The following is a 16,737-nucleotide window of genomic DNA, read 5'->3' on the forward strand; positions in this document are numbered from 1 at the left end:
GATAAGTCAATTAAAATTTGAGGGTAAGGTTGGCTCCAAAAGTTCTTGGGGTTGGAAGTTGGCCCATTTCTACACCTGGGAGTAATGTTGAGCCATTCAAAGCTGCAGTTTCTGGATCGAAAATTGGAAACTTGGTCCAAATTGCCAGGTCTCTTCCGTAAAAAGCGATGGATGCCGCTCTAATTGAGGTTTTTGCAAGAATTGAGCTTGGAATATTGAATTCAGCCCTTAACTCTCTCAATTTCAAAAATGAAGCGTCGAAGGAATTGGACTCTACATTAGCTCTTCGATAATATTCTCGATAATAGTCTGGTAGATTGACTTGTATAGTATTGGGTGAATAAGTCCCATCTGCATTTCTTATGACACCATCTCCTATAATGAACCCTTCTTCCCTTCCTCTTAAAGTGTGGGTCAACTTGCCCATTTCAGACATTTTATGGTGGGTCTGGGAATATACAATGCCACCATATTGGCCATCCAATAAAACTGAAAGCCTTACATTTTTATACTTAAACTCATTTCTGAGGCCACCTCTCCAGTCAGCATAGGCATTTCCTATGTATTGAATTTCTTGAGGTCTTAAAGGCAAACCATTACTTCCATATACGATTTCACCTTCAGGAGATCTTACAAATCCAAATCCATAAATATCGCCGGTTGTTCCTCCAACTTTAGCAATTAAAGTTGCATTGCCTCCACTACCTATTTCCTGACTTCCATCCACTTCATCAGGAAGAGTAAGTACCTTATTTCTATTTCTTGCCCAATTAAATGATGTGTTCCATTCAAAATTTCCCCTTCGAACAGGTGTAGCATTAAGGATTACCTCCCATCCTTTATTTTGAACTTCACCCGCATTAAGAATAGCCGAAGAAAAACCAGTTACAATATCAATAGGAACTTGAATAATTTGATTCCTGGTTTCGGATAGGTAGTAATTTATATCTAAGCCTATCCTTCTATCGAAAAAGATTAGTTCGATTCCCGTTTCAAAACTTGTGGTAATCTCAGGTTTGAAGTTCGTATTGAACAGTGTTGTGGGTACAGACCCAGAGCCGGGAAAATCACTTTGATTATAGTATTTTGACGTTCTATAGGGTTCAGTATCGTTTCCTACCTGAGCTCCTGCTATTCTAAGCTTTGCAAAGCTAATGGGCTTTGGAAGTTTCATTAAATCAGTCAGAATGAAACTACTGCTTATGGAAGGATAGAAAAAGCTATTGTTTGCCAAAGGAAGCGTACTGGACCAATCATTTCTACCGGTTAGATCAACAAATATCTTCTCATCAAAATCGAAGGTCACCAAACCGTAAAGAGAATTGATTACCCTGTTATTATCTCGTGTACTCACTGTAGGGTTACTCATTCCATTAGCCAACTTAAAAACTCCAGGAATAACCAATCCATTGACATCTGCACTAATGAGTCTATAATTTCTTTTCATTTGGTTACCACCAATACTGCTATTGACAGATATTTTGCCGCCAATTTTCCCTCTGTAAGTGAATAAAAAGTCAGAATTTACTTCATAATTACTGATATCTTGTTCCTTATAATATCCCCTTTGAAAATTGGCAGAACTATACGGCCTTCTTTGTGATCTTTCTTCCTGGCTCATAGCCAGCCCAGAACGAAGCATTAAGCTAAAATGATCACTAAATGTATAAGTACTGGAAATGTTGCCAAAAAATGTATGATTATTGACAGCATTGGTCATTTCATAAGCAATAAGATATGGGTTATCTATAAAGCTGCTAAATGGATGAACCTGTTCTACATCCTTCAATCCATTTCTCCAAATAGGCCTATACCAATTCAAATCCACATTCGGATTTTGGAAAATCATAAAGTAAGCAATGGATTGATTATTATACCCAGTTGCAGGAAGATTATCACTTCTTTTATTGGTATAATTAGCTTTTGCGTTGATTTGGAGTTTATCTGAAACTTCCTGATTGACGGAAAGGGCGGCTACAAATCTTTCGAAACCGGTATTGGGCATTATCCATTCATTTTTGGTATGCGTAAATGAAACTCTTGCAGAACCCTTATCGTGGGCTCCATCTATAGCCACATTATTGATTGAGTTGAATCCTGTTCTCCAAAAGCTCTTAATATTATCCCGATATGGTCTCCATAATTGCCTTTCTATGAATTGGCCCTCAACAGTAGGATCGTATTGAAAATACATTTGATTTTCAAATTTCGGCCCAAAGGCAGAACTCGTTCCACCCGTATTATTTCCATCTTCAGATGCTCCATAGGAATAATATAATTCACCGTCAGAATTAAATGCTCTTCCCGTTCCTTGACCATATTCATATTGATAATCAGGCCATCTCAACACATCATTAAAACTGATATTACTATTGACTGTGACTCCAATTCCTTTCTTGACCTTACTTCCCCCCTTAGTGGTTATAATTAGTGCTCCGTTAGCAGCACGGCTTCCATATAAGGCGGTTGCACTGGCGCCTTTCAAAACTGAAATAGACTCTATGTCATCAGGGTTGAGATCTGCTATGCCATTCCCGAAATCAACAGGAACATCATTCCCTGAACCTGCTCCATAGGCATTATTTACCCCTGAAGAGGTAAGACCGGAATTCATAGGAACACCATCTACCACAATAAGAGCAAAATTTCCATTTGGATTTAAGGAGGTATTACCTCTCAAACTTATTTGGGCAGAGTTTAAGGGTCCACTTCCTGCACTCAAAATATTTAATCCGGCGACTTTCCCTCTAAGTGCATCCGACCAGTTATTAGAACGCGCCTCTAAGAGAGCTTCAGAATTGACTTGCTGCTCAGCATAACCTATGGCCTTCTCTTCCCTCTTGATGCCTAGAGCTGTAACAATCACCTCTGATAAAACCCCACTTTCTAAGGATAATACGATATCAATTTGTGTTTGATTTTTTATTAGCACCTCTTTTTTTTGGTAGCCCACAAAAGAAAAAATTAAGGTTTCGCCTTCTTCAACACTCAAACTATAATTTCCATTAACATCTGTAGTGGTGCCTCTATTTTTTCCCTTGATTATAATATTTACCCCGGGAATGGTTTCTTGAGTTTCTGCATCATATACAGTTCCTTGAATATTAAGGAATTCAATTGGCTTTTTTTGTGAAACATTACCACCAGAAATAGCGATAGTTTGATTGATTTGTCTAAAGGATAAAGACGTTTGAGATGAAATTTCTTTCAAAAGATCAGCCAAATTCACCATCCTTGACTTTAATGAAACTTTAAAGTTTAAGCTTAGTTCGTTACTGTAAGAAAATTCAAACTCGCTTTGATTTTCAATGCTTCGTAATAAGTCTTCCAGTTGAATTTCAGTCCCGGATAATTTTAAGTGAGTATCACTTAATTTTTGTCCCAGCAATAATTCCGCCCTTGCTTTATTTTGAAAACATAATAAAAGCATGCAAAGAGAAAGATATCTCAATGCCAGCCAATTAATAGGTAGAAGTTTTTTTTTCATGATTATAGGTCTTTCAGTTTATAAATGGTTGATGATTCTGATCTTGATTTTTGAAATATGAATTGGATTAAGATTAATGACAGGATTTAAGATGAATATTAACAACCTGATTATCAATGCTATATTCAATTGGGATAGAAAAACTGATTAACTCCAAGACATTTTCCAGGCTGAGGTTTTGATAAGTCCCTGTAAGGTGACAGACAAGATTCAAATTGTTTTCAAGGTGAATTTTGACTCCGTACCAAGATTCTAATTTGGAGATGACTTGTGTGATGGACTCATTTTCAAACCTCAACAGACCTTCAACCCAATCATAAGAACTCTCTCCTCCATCTTCAATAAAATTCAATTGGCTATTTTTCCATTCTATTCGATTACCGGGACTCAGCAAATAGGAAAACTCTCCTTGTAGCCTTACTGAAACTTTTCCGCTTTTTACTTGAACTGATTCAAAAGCCGATTTCTCCGATTGAACTAAAAATGAAGTCCCTAGTACTTCTGTAACGAGATTTTGGGTATAGACTTTAAAGGGATGTAAGCTGTCTCTTTGAACATCGAAGAATCCTTCTCCATTAAGTTTGACCTCTCGGTTGGATTTGAAATTAGGAGAAATCCATAGCTCAGAACCCTTGTTTAATCTAACCTGACTTCCATCAGGGAGTAGAATTTTCTTAATTCCCGAGCTTCCATTTTCAAAATACTTCCAAGCTATTTGGCCTAGATCATTGGATTGGTCTTTTTGGGAAAAAATAAAATAAACAGAGGAGAACAATGCCAAAAATAAAATCCAGCTTGCTGCAATTTTCCAAGTTTTAAAAGTGAAAATAGAATTCTTCTTTTTTAGAGCGTTTGCACTTAAATATGGATTAATTTTTATCCATAGCTTTTGTTCCAGTTCCTTTTCTGAAAAGCCCTCATTGAAGATGAGTTCAGTCTTTACTTCAGGAACTTGCTCATACCATTCATTAAAAGCTACTAACTCCTCATTACTGGCTTTACCTTGAAGGATTTTCCTGATCAATTTAGGATCAAACTTATCCATATCATTATCTTAGATTCATGGATAAAGTGCGAGATCCCGACTTTTTTACCGTATTTACGGATTAGGGAATTATCAAATTTTGAACAATAAAATTAACAACTCCGTAATTTGGGAAGACAAAAACTCAATGCTTAACCTCAAAACCACCATAGAAAAAACAAAGGAGATATATGTCTAAGCTCCTTTCTGAGCGCTTTCATAGCAATACTTAATTGGTTGTGCACAGTCTGAGGGGCAAGATTTAGAGTATCAGCAATTTCCTCAATTGAATACCCTTCAATTTTGTTTAATTTAAAAATTTCCCTAGCACGTTTTGGTAGTTTTTCTATTTCCACTTCAATGAGTGAATAGAGCTCATCCAAATCCAAAAAATCCTCCTCGTGAATGGAATCAACGTAATTCTCTACCGGGACCTGATGAAAACTTTTTAAGCTTAAACTTTTCATTACCTGGTATTTCACAGCTGTCAAAAGGTAAGGTCTCCAGTTTTTTTGAAGGTCCAAGCTCTCCCTTCTTTCCCAAATTGAGATAAAAACATCCTGAATAAGGTCTTCAGCTTGTAAACGGTCATTTAGTCTAGAATAAGCCGCCAGATACATATCCTTCCAATGATCTCTAAAAACCTTTTCAAATTGATTTTCCGATAAAAATTGTGACATAATTCCTTGAAATAAGACTATCAAATTTAAAAAAGAAGGGTCTTAGTGTTTTAAAAAACAGGTTAAGCTTTCATTAAATCATCTTTGGAACTTGGACCCATAAAGAAAATGAATCCCCCGATTTTGTCACAGAATTAAATAACAGCCAACATGGATATCCGCTTTCTTACCAGCACCAGCAAAATTCGGCTTATTGTCAGTTTAAAGGATCAGATTCCGAAAGCTTCGCCTGCTGTGGCTAGGCCTTCGAAAGCCTGTGCAGAATGAAGTCGATCGAAGTATCCAAACAATCAAGCTAAGAAAATAAGGCAACTAGCCTAATTTCGAATAATCAATAAAGCCATTTATAAGGTTCGAACAACTTAATCCTTAAATTCTTTCTTTCAATTCACTTTATCAATGGTATAGGGCTTAAAGGATGGTTAGGAAATATGAGAAGTGGGATCTTTGAAAGGTGATATCCAAAAAAATTAGCAAAACCAAAAGCATAATTTTAGTTTTCTTCCTAATCTGATTGAAGTAGAATTGTTAGCCAAAAAAATAGAACATCAAAGAATTCTTAAGGCTTTAGACAGCATTTTGAGCGAATAAGTCTTTTTTAATCGTAAAAAAACCATAGCTAGGGTGGTTTGATGCCTTAATTCGTACAAATTGAATATTTATGAAAAGTGTCTAAACTTTAAATTCTTCAACTTTATACTTCCATTATCCCGCTCCTTCAGAGCTGTTCCATAGGATGTTTCCAATTTTAATTTTCTAAATAATCCCGCTCCTTCGGAGCTTTAAGGTGATATTAAGATTCAAACTTTAAATTCTCTACCTTAAACTTAAAATTCATTTACTGCCGAGTCGCCGAGAACGCTCAAGATTCCAGAGAAAAAAATTTATTAAACCACATAGAAATTATAAGTCACATAGTTTAAATCAAAATAGCCCCTTCAATAGACATATCCCCTAATACCTAATACCTAATAAATATTTAAAATTAACTCCCACCCCTCTTCACCACTTCTACTCTTCGCGGGAGATCAAAATCGCTGCGTCGCTGCGCCACTGCGAGCAATTTTTATTTTAAACCTCATAGAAATCATAGATCACATAGTTCAAATCAAAATAGCCCCTTCAATAGACATATCCCCTAATACCTAATAAACATTTAAAATTAACTCCCACCCCTCTTTGCCACTTCTACTCTTCGCGGTAGATCAAAATCGCTGCGCCGCTGCGCCACTGCGAGCTATTTTTATTTAAAACCGCATAGAAATCATAGATCACATAGTTTAAATCAAAATAGCCCCTTCAATAGACATATTCCCTAATAACTAATAACCATTTAAAATTAACTTCCACCCCTCTTCTACTCTTCGCGGGAGATCAAAATCGCTGCGTCGCTGCGCCACTGCGAGCAATTTTTATTTTAAACCTCATAGAAATCATAGATCACATAGTTTTAAAAAAACAGAAGTCATTTCAATGACCAAATCCTAAATAACTATTAACTCCCAGCTCTCTTTGCTACTTACACGCTTTGCGGGAGATGAAAATTACTGCGTCGCTGCGCCTCTGCAAGCAAATTAAACCTCTTTTATCCCGCTCTTTCAGAGCTGCAAAAAACGCTAGATATAATTCCTGGTTCCTAAATAATCCCACTCCTTCGGAGCTATTGAATCAAACTGAAATCCTGTAAAATTTAAACTTCTCACTTTAAACTTTAAACTCCTATCAATGCAAGGGATCACGAAATATCAACCTTAACCTCATTCCCCCTCTTCATAATCCATTGATACTCTAAGATCGCATCAAAGGAGGGGCATTCTTTGATTCGTTCCCAAGGTTCTATGATTCCATTTCCGTTTTTGTCCGGCGAAAAGTCCCGATGGCCTAAAATCTTGATGGCTGAAATATCCTGAAACTGTTTGGCCCATTCTAGGGATTGAAAGATACAGTTTAGAATACCCGCTTGCTGTTGCTCAGTACGAGTATCCATAGCCAAATGAACATTGTTAGGATGTACTCCACCCACATAACAAATATGAATGGCGTGCTGATTGTAACCCCTGACTCCATTACTGACCTGGTCTAATGAGAGCAATTGATGAATTAAGCCATCCACCTCAATCAAAAAATGATAGCCCGGAACTTTCCATTTTAGTCTCTCTTTCCAAAATCTTTCGATTCCATCTCTGCCTGCATATCCCGCAGAACAATGGATAACAAGGTGTTTGATATATCGGATTTTTGAAATCATTGTGATTGTGTATTTGTGTAATTGAGTAATAGAGTAATTGAGTAATTGAGGAACTGAGTAATTGAATGATATGGCTTCTCGTCTCTAGCTTCTCGCATCTCGCTTCTCAACCCTCTCATCTGTTATTTCAAAAAAAGCCGGGCAGGAAACCCGCCCAGCTTGATGATCAATAAGTCAGTGATGCATCCCCATCTTCCGGCTGATTTTCATCAACCGTCAGTTGAGTGATGGTCACCAGGATGGTTCCGGCTGTCACAGCATGCCCTGCCCATAGCAGTAAAGCGGCAGGAACAGAACCTGGAGCTGTCAAAACCGCCGTGCCTACAGCGGCTATTACCAACCCTATTCTTTTCAGTTTTTTAAAGAAGGGTGGTGTGGGGGCCAAAGCCCTCTGCTTGATTTCTGATAGTATTCCCATGTGATTAGTATTTGTATTGTTTAATTATCTGTTTTTAAGAAAGTCGAGCTTTCCGCATCAGCTGCTTTTTGAGCAAAAGCAACACCTCGGAGATTCTGTCAATCTCAGCTCTCAGACTCTCCTGTCTGGCTTTGATCTCCAGAAAATCCTCTTGCAGTTTTCTAAAGTCCTGAAACAGAAACTTGAGAAAATAAGCGATCACAGACAGCAAAACCGATATGATCGCCCCGGTAATGGTCAGTAACAGGATGGTATCTGACATTTTTCCAGTGAATAGGGAATGGGTTTGGATTCTATCTGCAATTGGAGGATCTCTCCTCTTCCCCAATATTCTCCCAGCTCATCAAATAATTTTTGAAAGGCCAGTTTGGTGAACAATGGAGTGCCATCTGCTCGGTAACAGCTGACCGGACAGAGTTCAAAAGTCCCCGGCAACTGATCAGCCCCCTTGGATAAAATCATGCCCTTATCCCCTACCCGTATTTGCCAGCCGCTTGCTTCACTGTGAAGGGGCTCCAGTTCATAGATCCCTTCCTCCAAGCAGGAAGACCCGGAACCAAAACAGGCTTTGGGAGCCTCCCTGATAAAGCATAGCTGTCTCTGACCCAGGAAAAGCCTCCCCAGGCTACCCCGGGGAGTGTACTTTCTAACCAAAAGCAATCTCATCAGGAAGACTTGCTCAGAGAGATAATTTTAGCTGCATTGTGCGCTCCGTTGTTGATGGCATATTCCACCCCGTTTACAATCTGGATAAATTCCACAGAGATCAAATAGGCGAAATGAGACCCTTCCAACTGGCTTTTGTCCACACTCAGAGTCTGAGCCATAGCCGGATCCAAAACGGATTGAACAGGACTGCTTGCCCCGGAGAGTGTTCGGGAGTTCTGATCAAAATCCACCCCCACTCCTGTAGCAGAAATCTTGAAATGCGTCGCTCCATTCGGAATCGCAATCATATCTCTGGGCACAAAGGCAGGCAACTGAACTTCCCAGCTGGTACCAGTTTCATCGAATTGCAGCTCAAAGAAAAGCGTGCTACTCAGAGAAGAGCCTGCGTTCAGTTCCAGATCCTTCAGCAGATCCCATTCCCCGTCTTTGACTCTTCGGTCTCCCCGAACATTGAGCTGATCGGATTTGAGCACTCTCATCAAGGCCTGGGTCAGTCTCTGATTGAGTCGCTTGTCGCCTATCTGCGAGATCACCGGTCTCAAGGCATCCCGCATCAGTTTGGAAGATTTGGCATTGTCGGCAAACTCCCGCATATTCTCCCGGGTTCTTGCAAACCGGGGATCATTCAGAATCCTGGATTTGCTGACTCCTCCTTTTTCGCGGGCCAAGTAGCCATCTTTGGTCTTGTAGAAGGAAAGCCTCCCGACTCTACCTTCCAGCGTAATTACTCCTGTTTGTTTTGCCATAGTAAAATGGGTTTAGGTTAAACATGAGGCTAAGATCCGGGAAGGAATTCCGGCTTTCAATCGAATGTGCGGTTGATGCGGATAATGCGTAATGAGCTTAAAAAGCTATTTTTTTTCCTAAAATTCAGAATATTCCAAAACAGACTGAATTGGAAAACTCTCTTGATTTTCGCTTATTTTTATGGAAGGCAAAATAATGATAAAACTGCCCCTGAAGAGGACCCGTCCACGGGAATTCAACTTCCTGAAATCCGGTTTTTCTGGAAGCCCCTTCCAAAATGGACCATTTCCTTTTCTCCACCGGATCATAGGCCAGGTAAAACAATTGGTCTCCTTCTTTGGCCAATCCCTCAAATTGATTTGGCCGCCAATGGATACTGAGTTTATTGTCTGCAATCCAAGTCAGGCTAAGTCCCTTCGGCTCCGTAAGGTCACCTGTACTTATCAATACCTTTTCAGGTTTTAAGACTGGGATTCCTTCCTCTGGAAAAACAGCTCGTTTAAGCCCCAGTGAAACAGCCTGGGCAAATCGCTTGGATTTATCGCTATCCGGCCTGAAAAACCCAAACTCCAGTTCAGTCCGAATCGGTCGCAAAAAGGAATTGATTTTTGAAAAAGCCTCCCTATGGTAGAGTTGTTTGGGAGAAGGCTCGCCACTTATTTTTCCCGGTCTTTTCCTTACACAGACTTTGCCGTTTCTTTCATAAAAAACCACATTTCCGAGCTTCCCGGAAATCTTCCCAAAAGGAAATTCTATTGATTTTGCCATAAGATAGAAGTTTAAAAAAGGCAGGATGATGCATATGCGCTTCGGGTTTAATTGGTATCGATACCCACTCAAACTCGGCTTGAATTAATTTGTAAGTCAAAGAAAAGCCGTCAATGAGCCGAAGATGAGCCGAAGAAAGCATGGAGTATCCTCCCTTTAGATTTTATTTGTTAGTTATTTTTAAAGTGAGTAATAGAGTAATTGAGAAATTGAGTATGTGAGTAATTGAAAGTGGGATGGTTCAATGTTCAATCTCAGGTTATCCTTTCTGTTGAAAAGCATGCTCCTTGGAAAGGCCTGACAAAATATTGATCCTTATAAACCGCCAACCATCAATTTTTATCAGCCAATATATTTTTCAACTTCCTCCAATGGAATTCCGGAGAATTCCGAAAACTCATCCAGAGTGACATACTGATGGGATTTTTTGCTGTAAAACTTTCGGATTTTATTTAATAGAGAATGTCCGTAGCGTTCACTTCTGCCCGTGATCAGTTGCACATCTTTGGGATATATGACACATCTTTTCTTAAACATAATTCCTCCTTTCAAAAGCGAATTATCCCATTCAGTCCCTTACTGTAGCGCATATTTTCGAAAGACCAAGCTTGGCAGCCTCCAAGGAGTAACCAGACTTTTTCCACCCAAAGCCATTCAACAGCGGATTCTTTTTGAAGTAACAATCCTTCTTCTCTGATTCGCTTTCCCAATCGTTCCAGTTCCCGAAATACCATATTTCTTACAGATTCAGAATCCTGAAATTGCTCCCGAATCAGGAGTTCATTGATGGGGTCGTTTTGCTTCCTTTCCTTTTCAAGAGAGGCCAAATCATTGGAAAGACAGATAAACCTGGCTACATCCTGCTCTATTCTAGCTTTTCTGCAGGATGCGGGAACTTCCTCCTCGGATAGCACCATCAAGGCGAGAAAAACTCCTGAACTGTGAGGTCGCATCAACTGATAGTCTCTGATTTCAGGAAATACACCTCCGATTTTTATGGCCAACTCCCAGTCCAAACCCTCCAGGTAATCAAACCAATGGCTTTCAAAATCCTCCTTCCAGGAACTGTTGTAATGGAATCCAATAAGCTTTTTGAGGTGTAAGGTTTCTTTGATCAAAGTCTCAAATACCCCGTTATTAAGAGGGTTCGGTTTACGCTTCAAACCTGAAACCAAGCAAGCTGCCTCCTTCAGGGACACTTGATCCATGTAATCATCAATCAAAAAAAGACATAAGAAAAACCGGCTGAGCAATTCCAGTTTTTCAGGATCCATCTCGGGATATAAGTAAGAAGCAAACCAGTTGATCTTATATAGTCTATACTGCTCAACAAAAGCCGGACTGTCAAAAAGATGCTGAGACCAAGCCCATTTTAAAGCTGAGTGATCCAATTCTCTAACTGAAACACTCAGGGCAGCGGGAAAGCTGATCAAACTGTTATTCATGATCCCCCTCCTTTCCGACTATTCAGCACTCTGCTGACTGTTCTCAGGCTGCATTGAAACAAACTGGCCCAATCCCAATTTTTAAGATAAAACTCTATACCGGGATGGGATTGTAGGAAGGCAGGATATCCCTCTTTAAAATCCATTCTCAGAATGGCATTCTGCCGATCCAGCCTTTGCTGGATTCTGTGATTAATCAAAATACCCAGTTGAGCAAATTCGGGGAATTGGCTGACCACTTGAATTTCAGCTTCTTTGGGGAATTCAAAAAACAGGATATCCGTCAATGCCCTGATTTCAACTAAGGATTTTTCCTCAGATAGATAGGAATGCATATCGAAGACCGTATCCGTCGGGCTTAAGACATAGCGGAGATGCAACTCTTCTTTTTGAGGATAATAGATTCCGACATATCCCTCGCAGATATATCGGCTGAGCGTTTCCACTGAACCAGAAGGTTTCAAAACCTCACCTCTTTTTCTTCTTTTCAAATCCAGAAAAAGGGAGATGGACCGATACAGATCTTCTGAAACAGGAAGAATACTATCGTAGTCTTCCTTCATCTGTTGAATGTATGTTTCCACAGCTTTAAGGGGTTAAAAAAGTGAGACAATAAAAGTGTTAATCAGGCTGTACATACCCGATTTCTTGCAGTTTATTTCGGTGTATGACTAAAGTTTATGCTGAAAAATAAAGTTTGAAAACTAAAAAATCCTAATGGTTTTGGTTTAGACGGATAATTTTTTTGTTAAAAACACGCCAAATGGCGCGTTTTTAACAATCTTTTTTTCGAAATGCGCCAAATGACCTGGTTTTCAACCAGTTCTGAATTGTAAGTTTGGTCGACTTGACTCTTACTGACATAAATACTTACAGCATGAAAAAAGTTGGTTTAAATTTTGGACTGGTCAGGTTGGGAATCCTGATTCTTTTGGTTTTTGTATGGACCTATACCGGGCTTGAGAAGTTACTCAATTTGGAAAGCACCAGAAAGGCCATGCTCAATCAGCCAATGCCCAATGAACTGGAGGAAGTTTTGGTTTGGGTGGTACCTTCGATCGAATTAATCTTGGCAGGGATGCTGGTATTTGCATCAAGCCGATGGTTTGGATTATTGGGGAGTGCATTGTTGCTCTCGGTATTTACGACCTATGTTGGCTTGATTTGGGTAGGAGCCTTTCCCAGAGTACCCTGTAGTTGTGCCGGATTTCTAGAATCCATGGGATGGCTTGAGCACCTAATTTTTAATTCCTTTTTGATTCTAATCTCCGTGATTGGTTTGTGGATGGAGGGACTCGAAGCCTTAGAAGAATGAGTAATTTTCTAATTGTGTAATTGAGTATTTGTGTTATTGGGTAATCAAGGAACTAGTTATTGGTTATTAGTTACTTCGTTATTCGAAATTCATCATTCGATGTTCGAAATCAGATTTAAGGTATTTAGATCAAAAATTTAACCTCTTCAAAGCCTGAAAGGCTTTAACTTTTCAATAGCCAGGGGTTTTAACCCCTGGAAATAAAGTCACCAACCATCCCCAGCGCTGGCGCAGAATTTCCAATAAGAACCGGTATCACCGTGCCAGCAAGATGTTCGAGAAATACAATTGAAATAAATAGAAATACACCTTCAGCGAAATAATATTCAACAGATATGCTTCGCAAGATAGACTCTCCTCCGTCGAGCCAGATACGCCTTCAGCGAAATATTTATCCCGTAGGGATTTTAGCTCGGTAGAAAATGGATTTATGATTTCCTCTCCATGCCGTAGGTATGGAAGAAGGTAGAAATACGATAGAAATAAGTAGAAATACGCCTGCGGCGAAATAATAAAAATATACCTAAAAGATAATTTTTAAGATATGCCTTCGGCGAGATACGGGTCAATTCCCCCTTTGGAAATGTAAATTCAAAGTAGGACGTAGGTTTCATTAAAGGGGGTTGGGGGATTTTTTTTTCTAAGGTTCAATTGTTCAAGGTTCAAAGTTCATCTTACCCTAGGACAAGTTTTAGCTATTGGTTCCTTTTTTATTATCCGATAATAGGATGAACAGACTAAACTGAGTGGCTACTACTTCCAAAAGCTCCAAAGGAGCGTAATTTCTTAGAAAATAGATGAAGGAGGTTTACCCAGCGCTGGCCCTTAATCTCTGTTTAGAATCGATTACTCAATGCCAGCAAGAACCTGTCTGCCGTGGCGGACGAAGAGGGAAATACAGAAGAAATAAAAGAAATACGCCTACGGTAAGAAAAGGAGTAATTGTGTAATTGGTTAATTGAGTAATCGAAGCCCAAAGCTTATGGTTATTATTGATGAATTTATTGGTTCAGCCGTTTATGGTTCAATGTTCGCTCTGCTCAGATGTGTCCCCTAAATCAGAAGCCTGAAGGGCTTAAACTCATGAATAGCTACGCCTGAGGCGCACAGGCCCGAGTGAGAAGGCTGAGGAACGAAGCCAACAAAACTCGGGGTAATGGAGACCAATTATTACCCAGCGCTGGCCAAAGATCTATATTTGGAAACGCTATCTCCATGCCAGCAAGATATCCGAAAAACATCTTGGGGAATACCCAATCCCGTAGGGATTTTAGCTCGGTAGAAAAAGGATTTATGATTTCCTCTCCATGCCGTAGGTATGGAAGAAGGTAGAAATACACCTGCAAGAAGATAAGATCAATTTATCATTTAAGATTGTCCTTTCAAATAACCATTTTTATCGGCCGTCCCTACGGGACTACATCGAAAAATTCATAACCTTCTTAATTTCCAGAGATTGAAATCTCTGGCTAGCAAACCAATCGTCGCTAAGCGACTTAACTCTTAACTTAAAGCTCGATGGTACTCAAAGCCTTAAAGGCTTGAACTCTTCAATAGCCACGCCACAGGCGCGCAGGCCCGAGTGCAACTCGGGGTATAAAAGCGAACAATAATCAACCCAGCGCTGGCCCTTAATCTCCGTCTGGAAACGATGACTCAATGCCAGCAAGAACCTGTTCGCCGTGGCGGATAAAGACGAAATCCAAATTGAATGATTTTAAAAACCCTGCCTACCCAATAACCCTCCAAGGGATTGGAAACCCTTGGAGGATTTACCTAGATTCAAATCATTTTTTTGTTAAAAACGCGCCAAATGGCTCAATTTGAATGAATTATTTTTTCCATCACGCCAAATGGCTACCCTGATTTTCAGCATTCATTTTTAAGTTTCTTTTCCAATTCCCAAAACCTTCGAGGTTTGAAAAACCTCAAAGGTTAAAGGAAAAAGAGGGCCAGCTGTGGAGGCTGACCCGGCAGCCTGAAAACCTGCAAGTAAGGCTGCAAAAAATGAGGTAAAAGAATTTAAAAGAAGGAGGCTCATTTCTCTTGACAGTCAGGGCTAAGAGACTGATTGGTGTCCGATGAACCTCCCACAGGGAGATGCCGAAAACCCTTGTCAGAGTAGGCAAATAATCAAAACGGTTTGTCCCTTTTTGATGCGTTAAAAAAGGGTCCACAACAATGAATAAACTTGTAAAACTGCTTCCCGCACTGGCTTTAGTGCTGGGGGCATTTGTAGCTTTAGCGTTTAATATGCCCGGAGAATTTGACCCGGAATATGCACAGGATCCTGATAATCCTGAGATCTGGTATGACCTGTCTACGGTTACACCCGGACCTAACACCTACGAGTGTGATGACGTCCAGGATATTTGTACACGGGTACTTCCGAGTAGCTCTGCGGCTATGAAAACTTCAGGGGAATTTATCAAGAATGGTACACTTCCTGAGGTTCAACCTTAGCAGAACAGGAGGCTAATTCTTTTGGGATTAGCCTCCTCTCAATTTCTATCTTGGATTTTGCTCAATTGGGTTAAAATCTATTTCGTCTGGGGGAATTGGAATGGCATATCTAGGGTCATTCGGTGGTAACTCTGCCTGCACGGTATTGAATTTTCTTACTAAAGTAATGGCAAGGGCCGGGTCTGTATTCAGCCTTTTCAAATCAAGCCATCGAATCCCTCTAAAGACTAATTCTCTTCTTCTTTCTAAAAGAATGATTTCAAATAAATCTGAATCCGTTCCTTCAAATGGTTGGAATTCATCCACTCGAATTCTATGCTGTCTTAGGGTATTGATCGCATTTTTTGCATTTTCAATCTGTCCAATTCTAAAAGAGGATTCTGCATAGTCCAGCCAAAGCTCGTCAGTGGCCAATCCTCCGAAAGGATAAAAATCACCTGTATAGTGGCCCCTCATGTTGTAAAGGGTATCTACCCTAGCTGTGGCGAAAAACAAGGGTACCCGCAAGTCATTTTCCTTATATAAATCAACTAAGTCGGGATTTATATAGGTTTCTCGATTGGTTGCATACCTGTTTGTAATCAACTCTGAATAGAAAATTACCTCCGGATTGAAAATTTCAAATGAATAGGGCAATCCATTATTCAATTCATTATAATCCATCAATTCCTCTTTTATTGAGAGGGCTAAAGAAGAATGCTGATTGGCCAATGTATATTCTTGGCGAGTCATATACACTCTGCTTAGCAGTGCGTGGACTGCCCATTGGGAAGGTCTTGTAGGAATTGTCGCAATTTGAGGTAGATCAGGCAATGCCTCCTCCAAATCCCGAATAATTTGTTGATAGGATCCCTCCAGGGTAGCTCTGGTTGTTTTGATATTGACATCTGAAGTGGTTCTCAAGGGAATCCCCAATTGATCTACTTGATCAGCCCGATAATGGGGAGCAAAATGAGTCAGGATTTCAAAGTGCCCCAAAGCTCTGTAAAATTTAGCTGATGCAGTTAATTCTGCCTTTCTGGAAGCCTCTGACTGAGAAGACGGGCTATATTCGGCCAATCCATCCAGCGTGACGTTTGAATAGAATATTTTTTGATAAATAGTTGACCAATTTGGGTCGTATTCTCCTGGTAGGTAGAAATCCTGAGCCCAAAAATAAGTGGAAACTTGATGTGGTTGCAGTCTATTTACTGCACCTGGACCCAAATAGATATCATCCGATCCTAACAAACCAGCAGCTGGCGAGGTGTTCATTCCACGTAGCCTTGCATCCAATAGCGCCTGAAAATCATCCAATTCCCTTGGTATTACTAAGTTTTTTGATGGTTTTTCTGAAAGAAAGCTTTCGCAGGAAAAGCTGATTCCCACACAGAGTAGGAAAAGAAGTGTTCGTAGATTTTTCATATTTGTATCATTTACTATCTTCTGGATATTTTTTGTGAAAAGGGTGGCAGCAACAATCAACCATAATCT

At 39.8% G+C, this 16,737-nt stretch carries 15 protein-coding genes; 2 read left to right on the forward strand and 13 right to left on the reverse strand.

Features of this window, described 5'->3' with window-relative positions:
• Window positions 1-10: 10 nt before the first annotated feature.
• From GYM62_RS09140 to GYM62_RS09195, 12 genes are all read right to left on the reverse strand, one after another.
• Window positions 11-3,487, reverse strand: coding sequence for a SusC/RagA family TonB-linked outer membrane protein (locus GYM62_RS09140; protein WP_219959177.1), 3,477 nt, complete (start codon window positions 3,485-3,487; stop codon window positions 11-13).
• 73 nt (window positions 3,488-3,560) lie between these two features.
• Window positions 3,561-4,532 carry a FecR family protein gene (locus GYM62_RS09145; protein ID WP_219959178.1) on the reverse strand — a complete coding sequence of 324 codons (972 nt, stop codon included), beginning with the start codon at window positions 4,530-4,532 and terminating at the stop codon, window positions 3,561-3,563.
• A gap of 137 nt (window positions 4,533-4,669) precedes the next feature.
• On the reverse strand, window positions 4,670-5,191 hold the full coding sequence (locus GYM62_RS09150) for an RNA polymerase sigma-70 factor (protein ID WP_219959179.1): 522 nt from the start codon (window positions 5,189-5,191) through the stop codon (window positions 4,670-4,672).
• A 1,735-nt stretch (window positions 5,192-6,926) separates the two neighbouring features.
• On the reverse strand, window positions 6,927-7,439 hold the full coding sequence (locus GYM62_RS09155) for an N-acetylmuramoyl-L-alanine amidase (RefSeq protein ID WP_219959180.1): 513 nt from the start codon (window positions 7,437-7,439) through the stop codon (window positions 6,927-6,929).
• 166 nt (window positions 7,440-7,605) lie between these two features.
• Window positions 7,606-7,857: a hypothetical protein gene (locus tag GYM62_RS09160; RefSeq protein WP_219958101.1), complete on the reverse strand. Its 252-nt coding sequence runs from the start codon at window positions 7,855-7,857 to the stop codon at window positions 7,606-7,608.
• A 34-nt stretch (window positions 7,858-7,891) separates the two neighbouring features.
• A complete protein-coding gene (locus GYM62_RS09165) occupies window positions 7,892-8,119 on the reverse strand; it encodes a hypothetical protein (protein WP_219959181.1) in 228 nt (75 codons plus the stop codon).
• Window positions 8,095-8,523 (reverse strand): hypothetical protein, encoded by a 429-nt coding sequence (locus GYM62_RS09170; protein ID WP_219959182.1) that lies wholly within the window; start codon window positions 8,521-8,523, stop codon window positions 8,095-8,097. The genes GYM62_RS09165 and GYM62_RS09170 overlap by 25 nt, the downstream gene beginning before the upstream one ends.
• Window positions 8,523-9,272, reverse strand: coding sequence for a hypothetical protein (locus GYM62_RS09175; RefSeq protein WP_219959183.1), 750 nt, complete (start codon window positions 9,270-9,272; stop codon window positions 8,523-8,525). Before GYM62_RS09175 ends, GYM62_RS09170 begins: the two co-directional genes overlap by 1 nt.
• A 124-nt stretch (window positions 9,273-9,396) precedes the next feature.
• A complete protein-coding gene (locus GYM62_RS09180) occupies window positions 9,397-10,041 on the reverse strand; it encodes a DUF6266 family protein (RefSeq protein ID WP_219959184.1) in 645 nt (214 codons plus the stop codon).
• A gap of 342 nt (window positions 10,042-10,383) precedes the next feature.
• Window positions 10,384-10,578, reverse strand: coding sequence for a hypothetical protein (locus GYM62_RS09185; RefSeq protein ID WP_219959185.1), 195 nt, complete (start codon window positions 10,576-10,578; stop codon window positions 10,384-10,386).
• 11 nt (window positions 10,579-10,589) lie between these two features.
• Window positions 10,590-11,486 carry a hypothetical protein gene (locus tag GYM62_RS09190; protein WP_219959186.1) on the reverse strand — a complete coding sequence of 299 codons (897 nt, stop codon included), beginning with the start codon at window positions 11,484-11,486 and terminating at the stop codon, window positions 10,590-10,592.
• Window positions 11,483-12,070, reverse strand: a complete 588-nt coding sequence (locus GYM62_RS09195) for a Crp/Fnr family transcriptional regulator (RefSeq protein ID WP_219959187.1) — start codon at window positions 12,068-12,070, stop codon at window positions 11,483-11,485. The genes GYM62_RS09190 and GYM62_RS09195 overlap by 4 nt, the downstream gene beginning before the upstream one ends.
• Window positions 12,071-12,363: 293 nt before the next feature.
• Between GYM62_RS09195 and GYM62_RS09200 the strand changes: the two genes are divergently transcribed.
• Both GYM62_RS09200 and GYM62_RS09205 read left to right on the forward strand, forming a co-directional pair.
• Window positions 12,364-12,801 (forward strand): MauE/DoxX family redox-associated membrane protein, encoded by a 438-nt coding sequence (locus tag GYM62_RS09200; protein WP_219959188.1) that lies wholly within the window; start codon window positions 12,364-12,366, stop codon window positions 12,799-12,801.
• Between the two features lie 2,181 nt (window positions 12,802-14,982).
• On the forward strand, window positions 14,983-15,264 hold the full coding sequence (locus GYM62_RS09205) for a hypothetical protein (protein WP_219959189.1): 282 nt from the start codon (window positions 14,983-14,985) through the stop codon (window positions 15,262-15,264).
• Window positions 15,265-15,309: 45 nt separating this feature from the next.
• Here the strand turns inward: GYM62_RS09205 and GYM62_RS09210 are convergent, their stop codons facing one another.
• Window positions 15,310-16,668, reverse strand: coding sequence for a RagB/SusD family nutrient uptake outer membrane protein (locus tag GYM62_RS09210; protein WP_219959190.1), 1,359 nt, complete (start codon window positions 16,666-16,668; stop codon window positions 15,310-15,312).
• Window positions 16,669-16,737 lie beyond the last annotated feature (69 nt).

The sequence above is a fragment of the Algoriphagus sp. NBT04N3 genome (assembly GCF_019443765.1).
Classification (GTDB): Bacteria; Bacteroidota; Bacteroidia; order Cytophagales; family Cyclobacteriaceae; genus Algoriphagus; species Algoriphagus ornithinivorans.

Coding starts and splice junctions, on each gene's coding strand:
- GYM62_RS09140 (WP_219959177.1), bottom strand. CDS start 3,487: ATGAAAAAAAAACTTCTACCTATTAATTGGCTGGCATTGAGATATCTT.
- GYM62_RS09145 (WP_219959178.1), bottom strand. CDS start 4,532: ATGGATAAGTTTGATCCTAAATTGATCAGGAAAATCCTTCAAGGTAAA.
- GYM62_RS09150 (WP_219959179.1), bottom strand. CDS start 5,191: ATGTCACAATTTTTATCGGAAAATCAATTTGAAAAGGTTTTTAGAGAT.
- GYM62_RS09155 (WP_219959180.1), bottom strand. CDS start 7,439: ATGATTTCAAAAATCCGATATATCAAACACCTTGTTATCCATTGTTCT.
- GYM62_RS09160 (WP_219958101.1), bottom strand. CDS start 7,857: ATGGGAATACTATCAGAAATCAAGCAGAGGGCTTTGGCCCCCACACCA.
- GYM62_RS09165 (WP_219959181.1), bottom strand. CDS start 8,119: ATGTCAGATACCATCCTGTTACTGACCATTACCGGGGCGATCATATCG.
- GYM62_RS09170 (WP_219959182.1), bottom strand. CDS start 8,523: ATGAGATTGCTTTTGGTTAGAAAGTACACTCCCCGGGGTAGCCTGGGG.
- GYM62_RS09175 (WP_219959183.1), bottom strand. CDS start 9,272: ATGGCAAAACAAACAGGAGTAATTACGCTGGAAGGTAGAGTCGGGAGG.
- GYM62_RS09180 (WP_219959184.1), bottom strand. CDS start 10,041: ATGGCAAAATCAATAGAATTTCCTTTTGGGAAGATTTCCGGGAAGCTC.
- GYM62_RS09185 (WP_219959185.1), bottom strand. CDS start 10,578: ATGTTTAAGAAAAGATGTGTCATATATCCCAAAGATGTGCAACTGATC.
- GYM62_RS09190 (WP_219959186.1), bottom strand. CDS start 11,486: ATGAATAACAGTTTGATCAGCTTTCCCGCTGCCCTGAGTGTTTCAGTT.
- GYM62_RS09200 (WP_219959188.1), top strand. CDS start 12,364: ATGAAAAAAGTTGGTTTAAATTTTGGACTGGTCAGGTTGGGAATCCTG.
- GYM62_RS09205 (WP_219959189.1), top strand. CDS start 14,983: ATGAATAAACTTGTAAAACTGCTTCCCGCACTGGCTTTAGTGCTGGGG.
- GYM62_RS09210 (WP_219959190.1), bottom strand. CDS start 16,668: ATGAAAAATCTACGAACACTTCTTTTCCTACTCTGTGTGGGAATCAGC.